This is a genomic window from Histidinibacterium lentulum, from assembly GCF_003789055.1.
GTDB lineage: Bacteria > Pseudomonadota > Alphaproteobacteria > Rhodobacterales > Rhodobacteraceae > Oceanicola > Oceanicola lentulus.
The window spans coordinates 1-21,607 of sequence record NZ_ML119092.1; the positions used below are offsets into that span (position 1 = coordinate 1).

Annotated in this window: 21 protein-coding genes; 13 read left to right on the forward strand and 8 right to left on the reverse strand. The window is 69.3% G+C overall.

Annotated elements, in window-relative coordinates; genetic code table 11:
• Positions 1–179: 179 nt before the first annotated feature.
• From EAT49_RS18735 to EAT49_RS18745, 3 genes are all read right to left on the reverse strand, one after another.
• Entirely contained in the window at positions 180–650 is a 471-nt protein-coding gene (locus EAT49_RS18735; RefSeq protein WP_123643841.1) for an SRPBCC family protein, read from the reverse strand.
• A gap of 66 nt (positions 651–716) precedes the next feature.
• Positions 717–2,120, reverse strand: a complete 1,404-nt coding sequence (locus tag EAT49_RS18740; RefSeq protein WP_123643842.1) for a helix-turn-helix domain-containing protein — start codon at positions 2,118–2,120, stop codon at positions 717–719.
• Between the two features lie 57 nt (positions 2,121–2,177).
• A complete protein-coding gene (locus tag EAT49_RS18745; protein WP_123643843.1) occupies positions 2,178–3,398 on the reverse strand; it encodes a multidrug effflux MFS transporter in 1,221 nt (406 codons plus the stop codon).
• 212 nt (positions 3,399–3,610) lie between these two features.
• Between EAT49_RS18745 and EAT49_RS18750 the strand changes: the two genes are divergently transcribed.
• The 8 genes from EAT49_RS18750 to EAT49_RS18785 all read left to right on the forward strand — a co-directional run bounded on the left by EAT49_RS18750 (position 3,611) and on the right by EAT49_RS18785 (position 9,972).
• Positions 3,611–5,143 carry an acyl-CoA carboxylase subunit beta gene (locus EAT49_RS18750; RefSeq protein ID WP_123643844.1) on the forward strand — a complete coding sequence of 511 codons (1,533 nt, stop codon included), beginning with the start codon at positions 3,611–3,613 and terminating at the stop codon, positions 5,141–5,143.
• A 75-nt stretch (positions 5,144–5,218) separates the two neighbouring features.
• Positions 5,219–5,578 carry a hypothetical protein gene (locus tag EAT49_RS18755; RefSeq protein WP_246003909.1) on the forward strand — a complete coding sequence of 120 codons (360 nt, stop codon included), beginning with the start codon at positions 5,219–5,221 and terminating at the stop codon, positions 5,576–5,578.
• Entirely contained in the window at positions 5,575–5,973 is a 399-nt protein-coding gene (locus EAT49_RS18760) for a RidA family protein (RefSeq protein ID WP_221181480.1), read from the forward strand. The genes EAT49_RS18755 and EAT49_RS18760 overlap by 4 nt, the downstream gene beginning before the upstream one ends.
• A complete protein-coding gene (locus EAT49_RS18765; protein WP_123643845.1) occupies positions 5,970–6,359 on the forward strand; it encodes a DUF6497 family protein in 390 nt (129 codons plus the stop codon). Before EAT49_RS18760 ends, EAT49_RS18765 begins: the two co-directional genes overlap by 4 nt.
• Complete coding sequence (locus tag EAT49_RS18770) at positions 6,359–6,721, forward strand: hypothetical protein (protein ID WP_123643846.1); 363 nt, start codon at positions 6,359–6,361, stop codon at positions 6,719–6,721. Before EAT49_RS18765 ends, EAT49_RS18770 begins: the two co-directional genes overlap by 1 nt.
• 322 nt (positions 6,722–7,043) lie before the next feature.
• Positions 7,044–7,271 (forward strand): hypothetical protein, encoded by a 228-nt coding sequence (locus tag EAT49_RS18775; RefSeq protein WP_123643847.1) that lies wholly within the window; start codon positions 7,044–7,046, stop codon positions 7,269–7,271.
• A 129-nt stretch (positions 7,272–7,400) separates the two neighbouring features.
• A complete protein-coding gene (locus EAT49_RS18780; protein ID WP_123643848.1) occupies positions 7,401–9,401 on the forward strand; it encodes an acetyl-CoA carboxylase biotin carboxylase subunit in 2,001 nt (666 codons plus the stop codon).
• A 79-nt stretch (positions 9,402–9,480) separates the two neighbouring features.
• A complete protein-coding gene (locus EAT49_RS18785; RefSeq protein WP_123643849.1) occupies positions 9,481–9,972 on the forward strand; it encodes a hypothetical protein in 492 nt (163 codons plus the stop codon).
• A gap of 16 nt (positions 9,973–9,988) precedes the next feature.
• Here EAT49_RS18785 and EAT49_RS18790 read toward each other — a convergent pair whose 3' ends face one another.
• Positions 9,989–10,495: a DUF4174 domain-containing protein gene (locus tag EAT49_RS18790; RefSeq protein WP_246003910.1), complete on the reverse strand. Its 507-nt coding sequence runs from the start codon at positions 10,493–10,495 to the stop codon at positions 9,989–9,991.
• 149 nt (positions 10,496–10,644) lie between these two features.
• Between EAT49_RS18790 and scpA the strand changes: the two genes are divergently transcribed.
• The 5 genes from scpA (at position 10,645) to EAT49_RS18815 (ending at position 15,741) form a co-directional block, all read left to right on the forward strand.
• Positions 10,645–12,780 (forward strand): methylmalonyl-CoA mutase, encoded by a 2,136-nt coding sequence (gene scpA / locus EAT49_RS18795; protein ID WP_281274747.1) that lies wholly within the window; start codon positions 10,645–10,647, stop codon positions 12,778–12,780.
• 157 nt (positions 12,781–12,937) lie between these two features.
• Positions 12,938–13,528, forward strand: coding sequence for a VOC family protein (locus EAT49_RS18800; RefSeq protein WP_123643850.1), 591 nt, complete (start codon positions 12,938–12,940; stop codon positions 13,526–13,528).
• A 90-nt stretch (positions 13,529–13,618) separates the two neighbouring features.
• Positions 13,619–14,299: a molecular chaperone DjiA gene (locus EAT49_RS18805; RefSeq protein ID WP_123643851.1), complete on the forward strand. Its 681-nt coding sequence runs from the start codon at positions 13,619–13,621 to the stop codon at positions 14,297–14,299.
• A 7-nt stretch (positions 14,300–14,306) separates the two neighbouring features.
• Complete coding sequence (locus EAT49_RS18810) at positions 14,307–15,308, forward strand: endonuclease/exonuclease/phosphatase family protein (protein ID WP_123643852.1); 1,002 nt, start codon at positions 14,307–14,309, stop codon at positions 15,306–15,308.
• A gap of 40 nt (positions 15,309–15,348) precedes the next feature.
• Entirely contained in the window at positions 15,349–15,741 is a 393-nt protein-coding gene (locus tag EAT49_RS18815; protein WP_123643853.1) for a hypothetical protein, read from the forward strand.
• Positions 15,742–15,769: 28 nt separating this feature from the next.
• On the opposite strand, the gene EAT49_RS18820 is transcribed toward EAT49_RS18815, so the two are convergent.
• From EAT49_RS18820 to EAT49_RS18835, 4 genes are all read right to left on the reverse strand, one after another.
• A complete protein-coding gene (locus EAT49_RS18820) occupies positions 15,770–17,317 on the reverse strand; it encodes a Ppx/GppA family phosphatase (RefSeq protein WP_123643854.1) in 1,548 nt (515 codons plus the stop codon).
• A 289-nt stretch (positions 17,318–17,606) separates the two neighbouring features.
• The gene (locus EAT49_RS18825) at positions 17,607–19,775 is read right to left on the reverse strand and encodes an RNA degradosome polyphosphate kinase (RefSeq protein ID WP_123643960.1); all 2,169 of its coding nucleotides are present in this window, start codon (positions 19,773–19,775) and stop codon (positions 17,607–17,609) included.
• A gap of 42 nt (positions 19,776–19,817) precedes the next feature.
• Positions 19,818–20,489, reverse strand: a complete 672-nt coding sequence (locus EAT49_RS18830; protein ID WP_123643855.1) for a P-loop NTPase family protein — start codon at positions 20,487–20,489, stop codon at positions 19,818–19,820.
• Positions 20,486–21,601, reverse strand: coding sequence for an AI-2E family transporter (locus EAT49_RS18835; RefSeq protein WP_123643856.1), 1,116 nt, complete (start codon positions 21,599–21,601; stop codon positions 20,486–20,488). Before EAT49_RS18835 ends, EAT49_RS18830 begins: the two co-directional genes overlap by 4 nt.
• Positions 21,602–21,607: the final 6 nt, after the last annotated feature.

Consider the following 21,607-nt stretch of genomic DNA (forward strand, 5'->3'; position numbering starts at 1 on the left):
GGGGCTGCGCCCGGCGACCCGCCGGGGGGCTGAGCCCCCCGGACCCCCCGCGTCTTGCCTGGCCGGGCGCGCGGGGAGAGGGGGCTCCCGAAGGGAGTATTTCCGGCCAGATGAGTGGGGGTGTGCGGTCCCGGCGGCCTGGGGTCGCGCCCGAGTGGCGGACAGAGGCGGCGCGCCGGTCAGGCTTCGGCGCTGTCGGGCGAGGCGGCGGGGCCTTCGACCTCGGCCTGGAAGCGTTCGAAGAACTCGTCCGCCATCTTTCGGGCGAAGCCGCCGACGATGCGGTTGCCGAGCTGGGCGAGCTTGCCGCCGACCTGAGCCTCCACGTCGTAGACGAGTTCGGTGCCCTCGGGCACCTCGTTGAGCTGCACCGCGGCCGCGCCCTTGGCGAAGCCCGCGACGCCGCCCTTGCCCTCGCCCACGAGGCGGTAGCTGTGCGGCGGGTTCGCGTCCTCGATCCGGACTCCGCCCTTGAAGGTGGCCTTCACCGGGCCGACCTTCTGTTTCACCACCGCCTCGAAACCGTCCTCGGCCGAGCCCGTGAGCTCCTCGCAGCCGGGCACGCAGGCCTTCAGCGTTTCGGGATCGTTGAGCTTCTCCCAGACCGTCTGGCGGTCGGCGGCGATGATGCGCGAGCCCTGCAGTTCCATGTCCGTCCTCCTGTGCGGAGCGCACATTCGCCCAAGGCCGGGGCGGGGGCAATGGCCCGCGGGCGGTTATTCCACGCGGTAGGGCAGGACGTCCCGTCGGTCGGGGTCCACGGTCAGGCGCCGCTCGAGGGGCGGAACCGAGCGCTGGGCGCAGCCGCGACGCTCGCAGATGCGGCAGGAGATGCCGATGGGCTCGAACCCGCCCGCGCGGGCGGTGTCGAGATCGTCGGCATAGACGAGGTCCCCCGCGTGGCGCACCTCGCATCCGAGGCCGATGGCGTAGCGCTGCACCGGCGCGCCCCAGGCGCCGCCGGTCTTGGTGATCGCGCGGGCGAGCAGCATATAGCGCGCGCCGTCGGGGGTTTCCGCCAGTTGCCTGAGCCAGCGGCCCGGCGTCTCGAAGGCGCGGTGCACGCACCAGAGCGGGCAGGCGCCGCCGAAGCGGGCGAACTGCAAGGATGTGGCGGAATGGCGCTTGGTGATCGTGCCGGCCTGGTCGACGCGCACGAAGAAGACCGGCAGGCCCTTGGCGCCGGGGCGCTGGAGCGTGGAGAGCCGGTGCGCCACCTGTTCCAGAGAGGCGCCGAAGCGGGCGGCAAGGCGTTCGAGGTCGTGGCGCGTCTCGCGGGCGGCCTCGAGAAAGCGGGTATAGGGCATGAGCGCCGCGCCGGCGAAGTAGTTGGCAAGGCCCACCCGGGCGATGGCGCGGCTTTCGGGGGTCTGGAAGCGGCCGAGGTCGAGCGTGGCCTCGATGAGATCGGCCTGGGTCAGGAGCGCGAGCTGCACGAGGAGCTGGAAGGACCGGGTGGCCTGGGGGCTGAGCCGCGACAGGGTCAGCGTGCGGGTCTCGGCGTCGTAGACGCGGGTCGGGCCCTCGGCGGTCAGGCTCACGCGGATGCCGCGGTCGGCGAGGGCGGCCATGGCGGCCTCGGCGGGCGTGAGGCCCGCGGCCTCGGCGAGGGCGGCCGCCCGCTCGGCGGCGCGGTCCACCGCGTCGAGGTAATTGTCGCAATAGTGAAAGAAGTCGCGGACCTCCTCCCAGGGGGAGGGCTGCAGGCGGCCTTCCTCCCGGCCCAGGGCCGCATCCAGAGAGGCAAGGCGTTCGTGGCTCTGGCGATAGGCGCGGTGCAGGTCGAGGAAGGCGCGGGCCAGGCTCGGGGCGTTCGAGGCGGCAAGTCGCAAATCCGCAAGCGGAGGTTCGGGGCCGGTGAACACGGGATCGGCCAGCGCCTCGCGCATGTCGGAGACCAGACGCGCCTCGTCACCGCCTGTCAGTTCGGTCACGTCGAAGGCGAATTCCGCGGCCAGAGCCAGCACGACGCCCGTGGAGACCGGGCGGTTGTTGTTCTCCATCTGGTTCAGGTAGGGCAGCGAGACGCCCAGCTTCGCGGCGAAGGCCTTTTGCGTCAGGCCGAGGCGGCCGCGCAATTCGCGCAGCTTGGTGCCGGCGTAGAGTTTCTGGACGGCCATGCCAGCCCTGCCTTCGCAGATTTGCGACCCTGAATTAGCGGCGGCAAAGGCGGGGGGTCAAGCGGGGATGCCGAGCTGGCGCTCGCGCCGGATGACATAGGCGATCGCCACCCCCGAGAAGAGGGTGGAGACCAGCATGATCGCCTGGAGCGGCCAGGACCCGCTCTCGACCGAGAGCACCGCGCCCGCGAGCGCCGAGAGCGCCGCGCCGCCGCCGATCATCATCGCCCCGCCAAGCCCGCTAGCCGTGCCGGCGAGGTGGGGGCGCACGCCCAAGAGGCCCGCCGTGGCGTTGGGCAGGGTCATGCCGTTGCCGAGCCCCATGAAGGTGACGAGGAGAAAGAAGGTCCAGGCGTTGCCGAGCCCGGTCACGGTCAGCAGCAGCGACAGGCCGAGCCCGAAGGTGGTGGCGAGCACGCCGAGGAGGATCATGCGGTTCATGCCGACGGCGACCGAGAAGCGGCCCGACAGGAAATTGCCCGTCGCATAGCCCACCGCAGGCGCGCCAAGCGCCACGCCCGTCCAGAACGCGTTCAGCCCGTAGATGTCCTGCGCGACGAAGGAGGCCCCGCCGAGGAAGGCGAAGAAGGCGCCCGAGGCGAAGGCGGTGCAGATCGTGTAGCCCCAGAAGCGCGGCGAGCGGAGAAGTTCGGGCCAGGTGCGGACCTGCTCGCGGAACCCCATGCCGCCCGAGGCCAGCGTCTCGCCCTGATCCGCGAGCGACAGGAGCAGCACGCCGGCGCCGCAGAGCGCGAGGAAGCCGAAGACCGCCTGCCAGCCGAAGGCCTGGTCGAGCGCTCCGCCGATCATCGGGCCGACCATGGGCACCAGCGCCATGCCCATGGTGACGTAGCCGATCTTGGAGGCCGCCTGCTCCTGCGGGACCATGTCACGCACGATGGCGCGGCTGAGGACGATTCCGGTGACGACGGCGCCCTGGAACATGCGGAAGAAGAGAAACACCGCCGCCGTGGGCGCCAGCATCGCGCCCAGCGTGGCGGCGATGAAGATCCCGAGGGCCGCGAGGGTCACGGGGCGGCGGCCGTAGCGGTCGGAGACCGGGCCGATGACGACCTGCAGCACCGCGGTGGTGGCAAGATAGCCCGATACGGCAAGCTGCATCACCGCGTAATCCACGCCGAAGTAGACGGCCATGCCCGAGAGCGAGGGCAGGAAGATCGACATGGTGAGCGCCGAGACACCGGCGAGCAGGATCAGCGTGACGATGTGGGGCGGGGTGGTCCGATCGAGGAACCGGACGGCGGGAGCGGTGGTCATCCAGGTGAGTTAGGCCGGGCGCGGGGCGGTGTCCATGGGCGGGGTGAGGGGGTGCGCCGGGCTGACGCCCGGCCCGAGAGGAGGAGACGGGGCGGGTTCGCAGGATTGCAATTCGGACGGATTGCACTGCGTACGATTTGCAAATTTTCCGATTCGTCCTTTCCGCCCCGGGGGCTGCGCGGCTAGGGTGGCGCAAATCGACGGGGGGCGACATGAAGGACATCCTGCACGAACTCGAGACGCGGCGCGGCGCCGCGCGCCTCGGCGGCGGCGAGCGCCGGATCGAGGCGCAGCACGGCAAGGGCAAGCTGACCGCGCGGGAGCGGATCGAGCTTCTGCTCGACGAGGGGTCCTTCGAAGAGTTCGACATGTTCGTCGCCCACCGCTGCACCGAGTTCGGGATGGAGAAGAATCGTCCAGCTGGCGATGGCGTGGTCACCGGCTGGGGCACGATCAACGGGCGGATGGTCTATGTCTTCAGCCAGGACTTCACCGTGCTGGGCGGGTCCGTGTCGGAGACGCACGCGCAGAAGATCTGCAAGATCATGGACATGGCCGTGCAGAACGGCGCGCCCGTCATCGGGATCAACGATTCGGGCGGCGCGCGCATCCAGGAGGGCGTGGACAGCCTCGCCGCCTATGGCGAGGTCTTCATGCGCAACATCCGCGCCTCCGGCGTGGTGCCGCAGATCAGCCTCATCATGGGCCCCTGCGCGGGGGGCGCGGTCTATTCGCCGGCGATGACCGACTTCATCTTCATGGTGAAGGACAGCTCCAACATGTTCGTCACCGGCCCCGACGTGGTGAAGACGGTCACCAACGAGCAGGTCACGGCCGAGGAGCTGGGCGGCGCGCTGACCCATACGCGCAAGTCCTCGGTGGCGGACGGGGCCTTCGAGAACGACGTGGAGGCGCTGGCCGAAGTGCGCCGGCTCGTGGATTTCCTGCCCGCCTCGAACCGGGAAAAGCCGCCCGTCCGGCCCTTCTTCGACGATCCCGAGCGGATCGAGCCCAGCCTCGACACGCTGGTGCCCGACAACCCCAACATGCCCTACGACATGAAGGAGCTGATCCTGAAGGTCGCGGACGAGGGCGATTTCTACGAGATCCAGGCCGAGTTCGCGAAGAACATCATCACCGGCTTCATCCGTCTCGAGGGGCAGAGCGTTGGCGTGGTGGCGAACCAGCCGATGGTGCTGGCGGGCTGTCTCGACATCGACAGCTCGCGCAAGGCCGCGCGCTTCGTGCGGTTCTGCGACGCCTTCGAAATCCCGATCCTGACCTTCGTCGATGTGCCGGGCTTCCTTCCGGGCACGGGGCAGGAGCTGGGCGGCGTGATCAAGCACGGCGCCAAGCTGCTCTATGCCTATGGTGAGGCGACGGTGCCCATGGTCACGGTGATCACCCGCAAGGCCTATGGCGGGGCCTATGTGGTGATGGCCTCGAAGCACCTCCGCGGCGATTTCAACTATGCCTGGCCCACATCCGAGATCGCGGTGATGGGCTCGAAGGGCGCGGTGGAGATCCTGCATCGGGCGGACCTGGGCGATCCCGAGAAGATCAAGAGGCATACGGAGGAATACGAGGACCGCTTCGCCAATCCCTTCGTTGCGGCGGAGCGGGGGTTCATCGACGAGGTGATCCAGCCGCGCTCGACCCGGCGGCGGGTCAGCCGGGCCTTTGCCGCGCTGCGCACGAAGCGGGTGGAGCTGCCCTGGAAGAAGCACGACAACATTCCGCTGTGAGAGACGAGAGGGGCGCTGCCCCTTCTGGGCCCGATGGGCCCAATTCACCCCGGGATAGTTCAGGCCAGAAAAGACATGGGCCGGAAAGACATGGGACGGACCCGCTGGATGCTGCGCGAGGAGGAGGGTGAGCTGGTGCTGAGCCGGCCCGGTCGGGACAGGCTCGACGTCTGCGCGGCGACGGCGCTGCCGGATGCGGCGCGCGCCCGGGTGGCGCAGCAGGTGCGGCAGGATCTGTGGCGCGCCTTGCGGCGGGTCCGGGGCTTTTCGCCCGTGGTTCGGGTGCGGCGGGAGGCGGGCGGTCTGAGCCTCGTGGCGGGCGGTCAGGTGGATGGCGCCGTGCCGCGGGGGCTTGCCGCGCGGATCGCCCTCGTGCTGGAGGACGGGGGCAACAGGGCGCGCTGGGTCGCCCGTGCGCGGAGGACAAGACGATGAGCGAGCCGCTGTTTCACATGATCGCGGGCGGGCCGAGGCCGGTGGCCCCCTTCTCCCATGCCGTCGAGGCCGACGGCTGGGTGATGCTGACCGGACAGATGCCCACGGACCCTCAGGCACCCGACGCGGCGCTGCCGGAGGGGATCGCCGCGCAGACGGCGCGGGTCATGGAGAACCTAAAGCTGATCCTGAAGGGTCTGGGGTTGGACCTCGGTCATGTCGTGCAGTGCCGCTGCTACCTGACGGAGTTCGAGCGCGACTATGCCGAGTTCAACGCGGCCTACCAGGAGTATTTCCCCGAGGATCGCCGGCCCGCGCGCACCACCGTGGGGGTGACCGCCCTGGCGGTGGGGGCGCTGGTGGAGATCGACTGTCTCGCCCGGAGGCCGCAATGACGCGTGCCCTGACGATGGCGCTGGCGGCGCTGGGCGGGGCGGCCGCGGCACAGGCGGTGCTGGAGGTGCCTTCGGGTCAAGGCGTCACGCTCTACCAGGTGGTTCTGGAGCAGGAGGCGGAGCGGGCCCGGTTCCTGTTTCTCGCCCCGGGCATCGCGCTCGAGGACGGCGCGGGCCTGGGTTTCGAGGCCGTGGTGGGGGATTTCCCCTGGCTGTGCGACAGGGTGATCCTGCCCGCCCTCGCGGAGAATGGCTGGGCCGCGCGTCAGGTGGTGATCGCCATGTCGGACCGCGAGATCGCCTTTGGGGAGCGCGACGCGGAGGCGGTCCAGTTCTTCGAGGCCTTCGCGGTCGAGGACGGCGCCTGCGTGCTGGAGGTGTTCTGATGGAGAAGCACCGCGGGTTTCCGGGGCGGCTGCCGGGCACGGATTTCCAGTTCACCATCCGGAGAGGCGCCAAGGACGGCCGGGCGACGAAGCTGATCGCGCGCGAGCGCTATGCGGACCGGCGCGCGCCGGACCGGCGCGCGGACGAGGCCTTTCTCTGGGCGCTGGTCCAGCATTTCGGTGAGGAGCCCTTCGTGCGGGGCAATCTCGATGCCGGGCGGCTGTCGTGGCTCTTCGGGCGGGAGGTCGTGGCCGCCGAGGACCCCTTCGACCCCGAAAGCTATGATTCGCTTCTCCGGGTGGACATGGCCCGGGCCGAGGCTGCCTTTCCCCAGATATTCGACCCGGATTGGGCCCCATGACCCGTGCGGCGCGCGGTTCCATCGGCCGGAATGTGCCGATTGGCGCGTGGCGTCGGCAAAGTCCGGCGCATCGGCGGCAGGCCGCGAAAGCGTCGCGCCGCGATGGAGCCGGCCTGTGGCATGCTTCCCATGCGGGCCGGGCCATCCATATGGACCGGCCCGCGACACGGTCCACGTGTCATCCTGTCCCCGGGGGGTGGTCCATCTTTCCCCAAGGCGGATCACCCCGTCCCCTTGCCTTTTGTGAAACAATACGCCCTTGCCTAGACCGCGGCATCGGGGCACCGTTTGCCGGCAAACGCCAAACCTATGGAGCGCACCCATGCACACCCGTCTTTCCGCCCGCCTTGTTTCCGTCGCCGCCGTCGCCGCCGTGCTCGGCCTGTCCGCCTGCGCCCCGAACCCGCAGGACGCGGACCGCGCCGCGACCGGCGCCGCCATCGCCGCGGGCACCACGCTGCTTACCGGCGGTGACCGGCGCGATGTCGCCGGCGCGGCCCTTCTGGGCGGCGCGGCGGGCGCCCTCTGCGACGACGTCGGCGTCTGCTGAGGCACGTCTGATCGCCGCGCGGGAGCGCGCGGCACCGAACTTTGCAAGGCCGCCGGAGCAGATGCTCCCGGCGGCCTTGTCGCGTTCTGGGAACGCGCCTTAGAGGGACAGGACAGGGACCATTCGCACATGTTCAAGAAACTGCTGATCGCCAACCGGGGCGAGATCGCCTGCCGGGTGATCAAAACCGCGCGGAAGATGGGGATCGCCACGGTGGCGGTGCATTCCGACGCCGACCGCCATGCGCTGCATGTGGAGATGGCCGACGAGCGGGTCCATATCGGCCCGTCCCCCGCCAACCAGTCCTACATCGTGATCGAAAGGATCATGGAGGCGATCCGGCAGACCGGCGCCGAGGCGGTGCATCCGGGCTACGGCTTTCTGAGCGAGAACCCGAAGTTCGCCGCCGCGCTCGAGGCCGAGGGCGTGGCCTTCGTCGGCCCGCCCGTGGGCGCGATCGAGGCGATGGGGGACAAGATCACCTCCAAGAAGATCGCCGCCGAGGCGGGGGTGTCGACCGTGCCGGGATACATGGGTCTGATCGCGGATGCCGAGGAGGCGGTGAAGATCGCCGGAGAGATCGGCTATCCGGTGATGATCAAGGCCAGCGCGGGCGGCGGCGGCAAGGGCATGCGGATCGCCTGGACCGATGCCGAGACGCGCGAGGGCTTCCAGTCCTCGAAGAACGAGGCGGCCGCGAGTTTCGGGGACGACCGCATCTTCATCGAGAAGTTCGTGACCCAGCCGCGGCATATCGAGATCCAGGTGCTCGCGGACAGCCACGGCAACGCGATCTACCTGCACGAGCGGGAATGCTCGATCCAGCGGCGGAACCAGAAGGTGATCGAGGAGGCGCCCTCGCCGTTCCTCGACGCGGAGACGCGCAAGCGGATGGGGGAGCAGGCGGTCGCGCTCGCCAAGGCCGTGGGCTATGCCAGCGCGGGCACCGTGGAATTCATCGTCGACGGCGAGAAGAACTTCTACTTTCTCGAGATGAACACGCGCCTGCAGGTGGAGCATCCGGTGACGGAGCTGATCACCGGCATCGACCTTGTCGAGCAGATGATCCGCGTGGCGAACGGCGAGGCGCTGTCGATCCGGCAGGAGGACGTTCAACTCAACGGCTGGGCCATGGAAAGCCGGCTTTATGCCGAGGACCCCTTTCGCGGCTTCCTGCCCTCGATCGGGCGGCTGACGCGCTATCGCCCGCCCGAGGAAGTGGCGGAGGCGACGCGGGCCGTGCGCAACGACACGGGCGTCTTCGAGGGCGGCGAGATCTCCATGTACTACGACCCGATGATCGCCAAGCTCTGCACCTGGGCGCCGACGCGGGAGGCCGCCATCGAGGAGATGCGGGTCGCCCTCGACGGGTTCGAGCTGGAGGGGATCGGGCACAACCTGCCTTTCCTCTCGGCGGTGATGGACCATCCCAAGTTCGTGGCGGGCGACATGACCACCGCCTTCATCGCCGAGGAATGGCCTGAGGGATTCCAGGGCGTGACCCTGCCGGAGCCGGCGCTGAGGCGCATCGCAGCCACGGCGGCGGCGATGAACCGGGTGGCGGAGATCCGGCGCACGCGCGTCTCAGGCCGCCTTGGTAACCATGAGCGGCGCGTGGGCGAGGACTGGGTCGTCGGGCTGCAGGGCGAGAGCTGGCCAGTGACGGTGAAGGCCGACAGGGGCGGCGCGACGGTGCGGTTCGCCGATGGTGCGGCGCACCGGATCGAGAGCGACTGGACACCGGGCCAATCGCTGGCGCGGGCAACGGTGGACGGGGCGCCGCTCGTGCTGAAGGTCGACAAGATCACCGGCGGCTTTCGCCTGCGGACGCGGGGCGCGGAGCTGAAGGTGCATGTGCGCACGCCGCGGCAGGCGGAGCTTGCGGCGCTGATGCCGGAGAAGCAGCCGCCCGACACCTCGAAACTGCTGCTCTGCCCGATGCCGGGCCTTGTGGTGAAGATCGACGTGGCCGAGGGCGACGAGGTGCAGGAGGGCCAGACCCTCTGCACCGTCGAGGCGATGAAGATGGAGAACATCCTGCGTGCCGAGCGCAAGGGCGTGGTGGCAAGGATCAACGCGGGCCCCGGAGACAGCCTCGCCGTGGACGACGTGATCATGGAGTTCGAATAGGCCATGGGCGGGTGCACGGTAACCGGATGGCAACGGGCGGGGGGTATGGACCTTCCCCAAGCCCTTGCCGGAGGCTGCCGTGCGTCTGGTGTTCCTTGCCGCGTTCCTGGTCCTTGCCGCCTGCCGGCCCGAGTCGGGGGAGGAGGCGCGGGAAGCGGTGGCGCGCTGGCTCTACCCGGGGGAAGAACTGGCCTTCGGATCGGGGAGGCGGTGCACGGCGGCTGCGTTCCGGCTGAACCAGCCGTTCCTGCGGGCCGAGGCGATCCAGGTCAGCGATGCGGACCAGGCCGTCTGGCATATCGCGCAGGGCGAGGCCGTGGCGATGAGGGACGCGCGGCTGTCGCCCGACGGCCTGTCCCGGGTGCTGGTGGCGGCCGATCTGGCGGCGGGCGCGGCGCTGATCTCTGCGGTCACGGCCCCGAGGCCCTGCATGGGGGAGGCGATGACGCAGGGCGCGGGCGACCTGATGACCACGCCCGGCGCGGTGCTGATCTACGACGGCCGCGCACGGGTCGTGGTGATCGCGGACCTCGGCCGGGGCGTCGCGCTCTATCTGCGCTCGCGGGACTGAGAAGGCGCACTTGGCCTCAGCGACGGTCGCGAATCTCCTGCTGGCGCAGCGGCATCTTGTCGATGGAGCGGCTGAGCTCCCTGACCGACCAGGGCAGGGGCTTGCGCAGGGCGACCGTGCCGTCCTTTCCGACCAGGGCCAGCATGAAGCCGCGCGGGCGCAGCCTCTCGCGGATCGCGCTCTCGGCCGCGGGATCGGTATCGACCACAACGAGCACGTCGCGTTCCACGAGGTCGGCTATGTCCGACTGCAGGAGCGACACCTGTTCCTGCACGTTGGGATCGAACGGGCTGTCGCCGAACACGACGAGCAACCGAGCCTGCCACATGAAGTCCTGCGGGTCGATGTCGGACCCTTCGAAGAAGGTGCCGGGCTCTGCCTGCCAGCGCTCCAGTGCGGTCATCGGCGTCTCCGGATCGGCATCGGTGGCCTGCAGGCCCGACATCGCCGTGTCCTGCGCCATGACGGGCAGGGGCATCGCGGCGACGGCGAGAAGCAGGGCGGCGAGGAACTGTCTGGTCATGGAACAAGATATAGGGTTGCCCCGCGCCGAGACCCACCCCGAACCAGCCTGCCCCCATCACATTTTCACGCCCCGCGCGTCATGTCGCACCGGGGCCGACCACATCCGGGCCGCGCAGGGCGCGTGCCCCCCATCCGGAGGAGAGTGCCTTGGCCAAGGACAAGTCATGGGCTGAGTGGGAAGAGCTTGCCCGCGCAGAGATGAAGGGCCGCGATCCTGCCAGTCTGACGTGGCAGACGCTCGAGGGGATTGCCGTCAAGCCGCTCTACACCGCCGAGGACACCGAAGGTTTGCCCCACATGGGCGGCTTGCCCGGCGCCGCGCCCTTCACCCGCGGGGTGAAGGCCACGATGTACGCAGGCCGGCCCTGGACGATCCGGCAGTACGCGGGCTTTTCGACGGCGGAGGAGTCGAACGCCTTCTACCGCAAGGCGCTGGCGGCGGGGCAGCAGGGTGTCTCGGTGGCCTTCGATCTGGCCACCCACCGGGGCTATGACAGCGACCATCCGCGCGTCGTGGGCGACGTGGGCAAGGCGGGGGTGGCCATCGATTCGGTCGAGGACATGAAGGTGCTCTTCGACGGTATTCCGCTGGATCGGGTCAGCGTGTCCATGACCATGAACGGCGCGGTGATCCCGATCCTCGCCAGTTTCATCGTCACCGGCGAAGAGCAGGGCGTGGACCGCGCGCAGCTGTCGGGGACGATCCAGAACGACATTCTCAAGGAGTTCATGGTCCGCAACACCTATGTCTATCCGCCCGAACCCTCGATGCGGATCATCGCGGACATCATCGAATACACCGCCGAGGAGATGCCGCGGTTCAACTCGATCTCCATCTCCGGCTACCACATGCAGGAGGCGGGCGCGAACCTGGTGCAGGAACTGGCCTTCACGCTGGCGGACGGGCGCGAATATGTGCGCGCGGCCATCGCGCGCGGCATGGATGTGGACCGCTTTGCCGGGCGGCTGTCGTTCTTCTTCGCGATCGGCATGAATTTCTTCATGGAGGCGGCGAAGCTGCGCGCGGCACGGCTGCTCTGGCACAGGGTGATGAGCGATTTCTCCCCGAAGAACCCCAAGTCGTCGATGCTGCGCACCCATTGCCAGACCTCTGGTGTGTCTCTGCAGGAGCAGGACCCCTACAACAACGTCGTTCGGACGGCCTACGAGGCGATGTCCGCGGTTCTCGGCGGCACCCAGTCGCTGCACACCAACGCGCTGGACGAGGCGATTGCGCTGCCCACGGAATTCTCTGCCCGGATCGCGCGGAACACCCAGCTGATCCTCCAGGAGGAGACGGGAGTGACAAAGGTCGTCGATCCGCTCGCCGGCTCCTACTACGTCGAGGCGCTGACCCATGAGCTGGCCGAAAAGGCCTGGGCGCTGATGGAGGAGGTCGAGGAGATGGGCGGCATGACCAGGGCCGTGGCCTCGGGCATGCCGAAGCTCAGGATCGAGGAGACCGCCGCGCGCCGTCAGGCCCTGATCGACCGGGGCGAGGACGTGATCGTCGGCGTCAACAAGTACCGCAAGGAGACCGAGGACCCGATCGACATCCTCGAGATCGATAACGACAAGGTCCGCGCGGGGCAGGTCGCGGGGCTCGAGCGGCTGCGTGCGGGCCGCGACCAGGCCGCCTGCGACGCCGCTCTGGCGGAACTCGAACGCCGCGCCGCCGAGGGCGGCAACCTTCTCGAGGCCGCCGTCGAGGCCGCCCGTCACCGTGCCAGCGTCGGGGAGATCAGCATGGCCATGGAAAAGGTCTTCGGCCGCCACCGCGCCGAGGTGAAGACGCTCGCCGGTGTCTATGGCGCCGCCTACGAGGGCGACGAGGGCTTCGCCGCGATCCAGAAATCGGTGGAGGCCTTCGCCGAGGAGGAGGGGCGGCGGCCGCGGATGTTGGTCGTCAAGATGGGGCAGGACGGCCATGACCGGGGCGCGAAGGTGATCGCCACGGCCTTTGCCGACATCGGCTTCGACGTCGATGTGGGCCCGCTCTTCCAGACGCCCGAGGAGGCGGCGCAGGACGCGGTGGACAACGACGTGCATGTGGTCGGCATCTCTTCCCAGGCTGCGGGCCACAAGACGCTGGCGCCGAAGCTGATCGAGGCGCTGAAGGCCCAGGGCGCCGAGGACATCATCGTGATCTGCGGCGGGGTGATCCCGCACCAGGATTACGACTTCCTGAAGACGGCAGGGGTGAAGGCGATCTTCGGCCCCGGCACGAACATCCCCACCGCGGCGCAGGACATCCTGCGCCTGATCCGCGAGGCGCGACAGTGAAGGAGGGCGGCCCCGGCTCTCCCACTTCGGGCTGGAAGGACCCTTGGGGGGAGGGCGAAAGCCCCGCTTTCACCCCGGGAGGCAGGCAGTCCCCCGTCCTTGTGTGCGAGGGAATGACCGTCGGGCGCGCGCGCGGCGATCTCCGGGGGCTGTGCTGATGCGGCTCGATCATCTTGCCGTGGCCGCGAGCGACCTTTCCGAGGGCGTGGCCGTCGTGGAGGAGGCGTTGGGCGTGACGCTCGATGCGGGCGGGCAGCATGTGCGGTTCGGCACCCACAACCGGTTGCTGGGCCTGGGCGATATCTACCTCGAGGTGATCGCACCGGAGCCCGGGACCGATCCGGGCCGGCCCCGATGGTTCGGGCTCGATGCCTTCGAGGGGCCCCCGAGGCTGCTGACCTGGCTCTGCGCGGTGGACGATCTCGACACGGCGCTGGACGTGCATCCGACGGGCGCCGAGGCGCTGGCACTGTCGCGGGGCGACCTGTCCTGGCGCTTCGGGGCGCGGCCGGACGGGGCGCTGCCGATGGAGGGGCTGCATCCCACGTTCCTCGAATGGGCACCGGGCACGCGGCATCCCGCGGAGCGGCTGCCGGACCGGGGCTGCCGGCTGGCCCGGCTCGTCGTGCGCCACCCGCAGGCAGCGACCATTCCTCGCCCCGACGATCCGCGCGTCGCGCTGGAGGCGTGCGCGACGGGAATCGAGGCCTGGATCGAGACCCCCCACGGCGTGCGACGGCTGCCCTGATCCGGCCCGCCCGCGCGGGTCGTATCCCTGCGTCACTGCGGATCGAAAACGCCTCTGACATCGCGGGGCGCACAGGTTAGGCTGCGCGCCATGTCGATATGGTCCCGCATCGCCGACGCTCTTGCCGCCCTTCGGGCCGGAGAGGGCCTGTCTGCCGTCTTCGACGCGCTCCGAAGCCCGCCGGAGCGGCGCGCGGCCTTCGCCATTGCCGTGATCGCGCTGGGCGCGAAGATGGCCAAGGCCGACGGGCGCGTGACCCGCGACGAGGTGACCGCCTTTCGCGAAGTGTTCCACATCCCGCGCGAGCAGGAAAAGAACGCGGCGCGGTTGTTCAATCTGGCGCGCGAAGACGTGGCGGGGTTCGAGGAATACGCGGCCCGGATCGCGGCGATGTTCTCGGGTCAGTCGCAGACGCTCTGCGACCTGATGGAGGGTCTCTTTCACATCGCGCTTGCGGACGACACCTACGATCCGCGCGAGGATGCCTTTCTGCGTCGGGTCGCGGAGATCTTCGGCTTCGACGAGGCGCGGTTCCGGCGGCTGCGCGCCCAGTTCGTGCCCGATGCCGAGAGCGATCCCTACGACCTGCTCGGCGTCCCGCCCGGCGCGCCTCTGGAGGAGGTGCGCAGCGCCTGGCGCCAGATGGTGCGCGACAGCCATCCGGACGTGATGATCGCGCGGGGCGTGCCGGAAGAGGCCGTCAAGCTCGCGGAGAAGCGGCTCATCGCGGTGAACCGGGCCTGGGAGGAAATCAGCGCGGCCCGCGCATGAGGCGGACATGAGGATCGCCACCTACAACGTCGAGTGGTTCACACATCTCTTCGACGATGCGGGCCGCTTTCTGCCCTATGACGGCTGGTCGGGCCGGCGCGAGGTGCGGCGCGGCAGTCAGGCGCGGGCGCTGGGGCGGGTGTTCCGGGCAATGGACGCCGACGCTATCATGGTGATCGAGGCGCCCGACGACCACCGGAACCGAGACGCAGCGGCCGCCCTGCGAACCTTCGCCGCGCGGTTCCGGTTGCGGACGCGGGAGGTGCTGCTCGGTTTCGTGAACGATACCCAGCAGGAGATCGCGCTGCTCTACGACCGCGCCAGGCTGGAGGCCTGGCATGCCCCGTCGGAGTTGGGCGCCCCCAGGTTCGACGGGCAGTTCCGCATCGACCTCGACATCGACCGCGCGCCGGAGCGGGTGATCTGGTCGAAACCGCCGCTGGAGGCGGAGATCCTGACGGCGACCGGCACCGCGCTGCGCATGATCGGTGTACATGCCAAATCCAAGGCGCCCCATGGTGCGCGGACCGAGGCGCAGATGATGGCGGTCTCCATCGCCAACCGGCGCAAGCAGCTGGCGCAGTGCATCTGGCTGAGAAAGCGCGTGGAGGCCCATCTGGCGGCGGGCGAGGACCTGATCGTACTGGGGGATTTCAACGACGGCCCCGGGCTCGACGCATACGAGACGCTCTTCGGGCGCTCGGGGGTGGAGATCGTGCTGGGGGACGGCGAGGGCAGGCGGCTTTTCGATCCCCATGCAAAGGCGGCGCTCGGACCGCCCTCTGCCGCTCGGCCGACCACAGCGCGGTTCAGGCTGCCGCCCGACGGGCGTTATCTGACGGCGCTTCTCGATTACGTGATGCTGTCCGAGGGTTTGATGTCGAAACGGCCCGCCTGGCGCATCTGGCATCCTTTCGAGGACCCCGAATGCTATGCCGATCCGGTGCTTCGGAGGGCCCTGCTCGCGGCTTCGGACCATTTTCCGGTCTCGGTGGACCTCGACATATGAGGGTCTTGGGCAGAACCGTGGGCCATCCTATATCGGTCGGATGAGACAGATCGCCCTGATATCCGCCGTCGCCGTCGCCCTCGCGCTGCCCGCCGCAGCACAGGAGGATGCGGCTCCTGAAACGCCGCCCGCCAGCGATGGCGGAACCCTCATGGAGGAGGGCGCGCGGATGATCCTGCGCGGTCTCCTGCAGGAGCTGGAGCCGGCCATCGAGGACCTCGAGAGCCGCAGCGGAGAGCTGCGCGAGGGGTTCGAGGCGCTGGCCTCGGAGATGGGTCCCGCGATCCGCGACATCCTGCGGCTGGTGGACGAAGCGCGTTACTACGAGGCGCCGGAGGTTCTGCCCAACGGCGACATCGTCATCCGCCGCAAGCCCGATGCGCCGCCCTATGTGCCGGACGAGACCGCGGACGACGATGCAGTCGATCTTTGAGAAGCGAAGGGGCGCGTGACTTCGCGCTCTACGCGAAGCTGACCTCGCAGGAGCCGCCGAGGGCGCCTGCCAGCGCCTTGAGCCGGGCCTCGGCCACCTCGCCGAAGAGGGGACGTGCGGCCTCGGAGAGGGTCAGCTTCAGGACCTTCTTCTTGGGATGCCAGGCCAGCTTGCCCGGCCGCTCGTCCGTCGCCATCCAGAGCATCGCGCCGAAGCGCATGGCGCGGCCCAGGACCTCGGCCTCGGCCTGCTCCTCGAGGGAGATCAGGTTGAAGAGCCGGTCATAGACCGTGCCTTCCCGTTTCGAGGAATAGCGGTGCATGAGGGCGAGGCCGAGAAAGATGCGCTCGCCATGCTTCAGGCCGCCGAGGTTCGCGCGGGTGGCGTTGTCGAAGGTCACCTCGGCGCGGTAGTCGGGATGGGCGCGCCAGCTCACGTCATGCAGCAGGCAGGCGGCCTTGATGATCCGCTTCTTCTGCCAGTCGGCCCGGGGAAAGAGCGGCTTGACGAAATCGTAGAGTACCCGGCCGAAGCCGGGCAGGCGGGCGTCCTTGGCCTCGGCGAAGCGGGCGCTTTCGATCAGGGGATCGCGGGCTCGGAGGTCGGGCGACATCGCCTCGTAGAGCATCCCCTCGCGGATGCCGTAGGAGGAGATGGTGATGTCCTTGGGTTTGAAGCGGCGGACGAGCTCGGTCAGCACGACGGAGGCGAGGGGAACGAGGGACATCCGGGCGTCGGAGATTCCGGTGCGGGCGCGGAGCTCGGCGATGTCATGCTTGCGGATATGCTCGGCGGTACGGCCGATGTCGGCGGGCTTCATCCGGTATTCGTGGAGCACATGGAGCGGGTAGTTGGTGCGGTCCATGTCGACGCGGGCGAAGGCGCGCCAGGAGCCGCCGACGAGAAAGAGCCGCTCGCCGGTGGTGGCGCCCATCCGGTGGAAGAGATCGTCGAGGATGCCGCGAACGTGTGTCTCGAGTCCCTTCCGTCCGCCCTTCACGGCGCCGAGCTTCAGCGGCCCGAGAGGCGAGGTGAGTCGGTCGCCGACCTCACCGCCTGAAAGGCGGGCAAGCTCCATGGACGAGCCGCCGATATCGCAGACGAGGCCGTAGGAGCCGGGCCAGCCGAGGAGCACGCCCTGGGCGGAGAGGCGCGCCTCTTCGGCGCCGTCGACGATCATGAGCTTCACGCCGGTTTCGCGCTCGATCAGGTCGGCGAACTCGGGGCCGTCTTCGGCGTCGCGCATGGCGGCCGTCGCGACGGTGGTGAGGGGGGAGATGCCCAGGCGGTCGGCGAGGGCAGTGAAGCGGCGGATCGCGGAGAGCGCCCGGAGGCGGCCCTCGGGGTTGAGGCGGCCGGTCTCGCCGAGGCCGGCGCCGAGGCCGGCCATGACCTTCTCGTTGTAGAAATAGGCGGGGCTTCGGGCGGCGCCGTCGAAGACGACGAGGCGGACGGAGTTGGAACCGACGTCGATCACGCCCACGCGGGAGAGGTTCTGGACGTCGGGATCGTCCAGGAGGGGCCGGCCAAAGCCTTCCCAGTCCTCGCCGGGGGCAGCGCTGCTTTTGTCGTCCATCCTGGGCTCAGGCTTGCCCCAGCGCGGGGGACAGTGCAAGGGAAAGGAGCGGGGGAGAGGGTTGGTCCCACGATGGGACCGCTGGCAAGGCTTTGATTCCGTTCAGATAAAGGGTTAACGTCGGGTCGGTCGGTACGCGCCGGGGGCGTGACGCGAGAAAGCTTCGGCGGGGTCGCCCTGGTGGCGGGGCGGGCGGGTCGGCGTGGGGGTTGATGCGGGGTCGTGGGCTGGAACCCTTCCCTAAGGATGGCTCGACCGGGGCGGAGCATTGCCCGCGTCCGGGTCCTCCCTAGTCCGCCCGGTGGGTCAGCACCGGCACGTCCCCCGCCCCGGCCCGGCCTCGGCCGGAGAGGGAGGGGTTCTCCATGAAGAAGCGGTGGCAGGAGAAGGCCGTCCCGGGGTCCTGGGGCACGGCGCGGAAGAAGCCGCCGTCGGGGCGCATGACCCAGCTTTGCGCGGTGTCGGCCATGTTGGCGGCCATGATCTGTTCGGTGATCTGGGCCTTCACCGTGGGGTTCGTCGCCTCGACCAGCGTTTCCACCCGGCGGTTGAGGTTGCGGCCCATCCAGTCGGCGGAGGAGAAGAACACCCGGGCATGGCGGGACGGCAGGGCGTGGCCGTTCCCGAAGCAGACGATGCGACTGTGTTCGAGAAACCGGCCGATGATCGATTTCACGCGGATCGTCTCCGACAGGCCCGCGACGCCGGGGCGCAGTCCGCAGATGCCGCGGATCACGAGGTCTATGGGCACACCCGCGCGGGAGGCGTCATAGAGCGCGTCGATCACGTCGGTCTCGATCAGCGCGTTCATCTTCGCCCAGATGCCCGACGGATCGCCGCGGCGGGCGGCGTCGGCCTCCCGGCCGATCATGTCGAGCAGGAAGGGCTTCATGGTGGCCGGGCTGATCTTGAGGTTCTCGAGGCCCTGCGGCTCGGCGTAGCCGCCGACGTAATTGAACACCTTCGTCGCATCCCGCCCCAGCGCCGCGTCGCAGGTGAAGAAGCTGAGGTCGGTGTAGATCCGGGCGGTGATCGGGTGATAGTTGCCGGTGCCGAAATGGGTATAGGTCACCAGCCGGTCGCCCTCGCGCCGGACCACGGTCGAGATCTTGGCGTGGGTCTTGTACTGGATGAAGCCGTAGATGACATGGGCGCCCGCCCGTTCGAGACGGCGCGACTGCCGGATGTTGGCGGCCTCGTCGAAGCGGGCCTTGAGTTCGACGAGCGCGGTCACGCTCTTGCCGTCCTCGGCGGCCTCGCAGAGCGCGTCGACGATGGGAGAATTGCGGGAGGTGCGGTAGAGCGTCTGCTTGATCGCCACCACGTCCGGATCGCGGGCCGCCTGCTGCAGGAAACGGACCACCATGTCGAAGGTCTCGTAGGGGTGGTGCAGCAGCATGTCCTTGTGGCGGATCGCGGCGAACATGTCGCCTTCATGGTCCTGCACGCGCTCGGCCACGCGGGGGGTGAAGGGCTTCCACAGAAGGTCGGGACGGGCGTCGATCACCAGTTCCGACAGGGCGCTGATCCCGACGAGGCCGCGCACCTCGATCACCTCGGCCTCGCGGACCGGCAGTTCCTCCATGATGATCCGCTTGAGGTCGGCGGGGGCGCCCGCCGACAGCTTCATCCGCACCACCTCGCCGCGGCGGCGGCGTTTCAGAGCGGTCTCGAATTCGCGGACGAGGTCCTCGGCCTCCTCCTCCACCTCGAGGTCGCTGTCGCGCAGCACCCGGAAGGCACAGTGCCCGTCGAGCGCATAGCCCGGAAACAGGCTGTCGATGTTCAGGAGCAGCAGCTCCTCGAGCGGCAGGAAGCGGTGGCCCTTCTCGGTGGGCAGCGACAGGAAGCGGGCGATCTGGTGCGGCACCGGCAGCAGCGCGCGCAGGGTGCGCCCGTCCTTACGGCGGCGCAGTTGCAGCGCCAGCGCAAAGCCCTCGTTCGGGATGAAGGGGAAGGGATGTGCGGGGTCGATGGCGAGCGGCGTCAGCACCGGGAAGACCTGGTTGAGGAAAACCTCGCGCAGGAAGGGTGCATCGGCCTCGGTCACATCCTCGCGGCCGAGAATGGCCATGCCGGCGGCCTCCATCTCGCATCGCAGGGTCGTCAGCACCTCCTGCTGGCGCAGCATCAGGCGCCGGGCCTCGGCGTCGATCAGGTCGAGCTGTTCGGCGGGCGTGAGGCCGTCGGCTGCGGGGGTGACGTTGCCGACCAGCGCGAGTTCGCGCAGGCCCGCGACGCGGACGGTGTAGAATTCGTCGAGGTTGGTGGCGGAGATCGACAGGAAGCGCAGACGCTCCAGCAGCGGCACGGCGGGGTTCTCGGCCTCTTCGAGCACACGCCAGTTGAAGCCGAGCCAGCTCAGCTCTCGGTTCACATAGCGCGCTGGCCCGTCCATGTCGCCCGAGGGAGGGACGGGCGGCGGCGGGGATGACCGCAGGAAATCGGCCTCGGACATGGGTGCCTCGGAGGTGACGCAAGGGCTCGGGGAGGCCATGGCCTATCCCTCCGCCCGGTCGCTGTCCAGCAGATCCGCGGCCAGGTTTCGCGTCACCGCCGCGCCGCGGTCGAGCGCCGCACGGTCGATCCGGGCCACGATGTCGGCGGCGGCGGCGAAGGAGCGGTCGATGCGGCGGACGAGATAGGTCACGAGCCGTTCGTCCGGTGTGATCATCCGGTCCTCGAAGTGCTTCATCAGCACGGCGGCGAGCAGCGCGTCGTCGGGATCGCGCAGGCGCGCCACCGGGGCGGCCTGAAGCCGGCTGGCGAGGTCGGGCAGGGTCAGGGGCCAGCGTGCGGGCGGGGTCTGGGCGGTCAGGAGCAGCAGACCTTCGGGGCGCAGGCGGTTGTGCAGGTGAAACAGCCATTCCTGGGCCAGGGAGGGCAGGCGGTCGGCGTTCTCGATCACGACGGCGCGGGATTCGGGCAGGGCGCGGCCGGGGCCGAGATCAGGCGCCTCGAGGATCTCGGCGGACTCGGCCGCGGCGAAGAGCCGGGCCAGGTGCGTCTTGCCGGAGGCGGGCGGACCGGTCAGGACGAGCTTGCCCTCGGGCCATGTCGCAGGCGTGGTGACCACGGCATGGGCCTCGCGGTTGGCCTCGGAGACGAAGAAGGAGCCGGCGCCGAGATCGACGCGGGGTGGCCAGTCGAAACCGATCTGCGCCGCGCTCATGCCGCGTCGTCGTCGTGGCCGGTGCCCGGTTCGCCGGCCCGGGTCGATACGCCGAGATAGAGCGGACTTGCGGTATAGGTCTCGGCGGCGAAGCGGACCAGCACGCCGATCACCGCCGCCACGGGCACGGCCACCAGAAGCCCGGTGAAGCCGAAGAGCGCGCCGAAGACCGAGAGCGCGATCAGCAGCCAGACCGGGTGCAGGCCCACTGAGGAGCCGACGAGGAGCGGGGTCAGGAAGTTCCCCTCGATGGTCTGGCCGGAGAAGAAGATCACGGCGACGAGGGCGATCATCCACCACTCGCCCCAGAACTGGAACAGCGCCACCCCGAGCGCGAGGCCGCCGCCGACGAAGGCGCCGACATAGGGGATGAAGGTGATGAGCCCGGCCACCGCACCGATCGCCACGCCGAAGTTGAGGCCGACGAGGGCGAGGGCCACGGAGTAGTAGGTTCCGAGGATCAGGCAGACGGTGCCCTGGCCGCGGATGAAGGAGGCGAGCGTGCGGTCGATCTCCCCGAAGATGCGCCGGATCGTGGGTGCGTGGTCGCGCGGCAGCAGCCGGTCGACCGAGGCCACCATGCGGTCCCAGTCCACGAGGAGGTAGACCGTGGTCACCGGCACGAGGATGAAGAACACGACCACGCCCAGAAGGCTTGCCGCGGAGTTGAGGAGGCCGCTGGCGAGCTGGCCCGAGCGCTCCTCGATGAAGCGGCCGGCCTGGGCGAGGCCGTCGCGGAGGGCCTGCTGGTCGATCTCGAGGCCGGAATTCGCCGAGACCCAGGCGGTGAAGCGCGAGGCGAGCTCTGGCGCGCGCTCTGGCAGGGTGCCCAGGACCACCACGAGGTCCTGCACCTGGCGCACGAAGACCGGCACCACGATCAGCACCAGCAGCGTCACGACGAGGGTCAGCACGAGCGAGATGATGGCGACGGCGAGGCCGCGGCTGAGGCCGCGTTTCTCGAGCCAGTCCGCGATCGGGTCGAGCAGATAGGCGATGGCGCCGGCAAGGATGAAGGGCGTCAGGACATTGCCCACGGCCCAGAGAACGAGGATGAAGGCCGCCGCCGCGATCCCCCAGTACTTCGCCTGTTTATGGACCGGCAGCGCCATGGAGCC

What these genes read in the sequence shown, in the direction of transcription:
- EAT49_RS18735 (WP_123643841.1), bottom strand. Translation starts at nt 650, where the DNA reads ATGGAACTGCAGGGCTCGCGCATCATCGCCGCCGACCGCCAGACGGTC.
- EAT49_RS18740 (WP_123643842.1), bottom strand. Translation starts at nt 2,120, where the DNA reads ATGGCCGTCCAGAAACTCTACGCCGGCACCAAGCTGCGCGAATTGCGC.
- EAT49_RS18745 (WP_123643843.1), bottom strand. Translation starts at nt 3,398, where the DNA reads ATGACCACCGCTCCCGCCGTCCGGTTCCTCGATCGGACCACCCCGCCC.
- EAT49_RS18750 (WP_123643844.1), top strand. Translation starts at nt 3,611, where the DNA reads ATGAAGGACATCCTGCACGAACTCGAGACGCGGCGCGGCGCCGCGCGC.
- EAT49_RS18755 (WP_246003909.1), top strand. Translation starts at nt 5,219, where the DNA reads ATGGGCCGGAAAGACATGGGACGGACCCGCTGGATGCTGCGCGAGGAG.
- EAT49_RS18760 (WP_221181480.1), top strand. Translation starts at nt 5,575, where the DNA reads ATGAGCGAGCCGCTGTTTCACATGATCGCGGGCGGGCCGAGGCCGGTG.
- EAT49_RS18765 (WP_123643845.1), top strand. Translation starts at nt 5,970, where the DNA reads ATGACGCGTGCCCTGACGATGGCGCTGGCGGCGCTGGGCGGGGCGGCC.
- EAT49_RS18770 (WP_123643846.1), top strand. Translation starts at nt 6,359, where the DNA reads ATGGAGAAGCACCGCGGGTTTCCGGGGCGGCTGCCGGGCACGGATTTC.
- EAT49_RS18775 (WP_123643847.1), top strand. Translation starts at nt 7,044, where the DNA reads ATGCACACCCGTCTTTCCGCCCGCCTTGTTTCCGTCGCCGCCGTCGCC.
- EAT49_RS18780 (WP_123643848.1), top strand. Translation starts at nt 7,401, where the DNA reads ATGTTCAAGAAACTGCTGATCGCCAACCGGGGCGAGATCGCCTGCCGG.
- EAT49_RS18790 (WP_246003910.1), bottom strand. Translation starts at nt 10,495, where the DNA reads ATGACCAGACAGTTCCTCGCCGCCCTGCTTCTCGCCGTCGCCGCGATG.
- EAT49_RS18800 (WP_123643850.1), top strand. Translation starts at nt 12,938, where the DNA reads ATGCGGCTCGATCATCTTGCCGTGGCCGCGAGCGACCTTTCCGAGGGC.
- EAT49_RS18805 (WP_123643851.1), top strand. Translation starts at nt 13,619, where the DNA reads ATGTCGATATGGTCCCGCATCGCCGACGCTCTTGCCGCCCTTCGGGCC.
- EAT49_RS18810 (WP_123643852.1), top strand. Translation starts at nt 14,307, where the DNA reads ATGAGGATCGCCACCTACAACGTCGAGTGGTTCACACATCTCTTCGAC.
- EAT49_RS18815 (WP_123643853.1), top strand. Translation starts at nt 15,349, where the DNA reads ATGAGACAGATCGCCCTGATATCCGCCGTCGCCGTCGCCCTCGCGCTG.
- EAT49_RS18820 (WP_123643854.1), bottom strand. Translation starts at nt 17,317, where the DNA reads ATGGACGACAAAAGCAGCGCTGCCCCCGGCGAGGACTGGGAAGGCTTT.
- EAT49_RS18825 (WP_123643960.1), bottom strand. Translation starts at nt 19,775, where the DNA reads ATGTCCGAGGCCGATTTCCTGCGGTCATCCCCGCCGCCGCCCGTCCCT.
- EAT49_RS18830 (WP_123643855.1), bottom strand. Translation starts at nt 20,489, where the DNA reads ATGAGCGCGGCGCAGATCGGTTTCGACTGGCCACCCCGCGTCGATCTC.
- EAT49_RS18835 (WP_123643856.1), bottom strand. Translation starts at nt 21,601, where the DNA reads ATGGCGCTGCCGGTCCATAAACAGGCGAAGTACTGGGGGATCGCGGCG.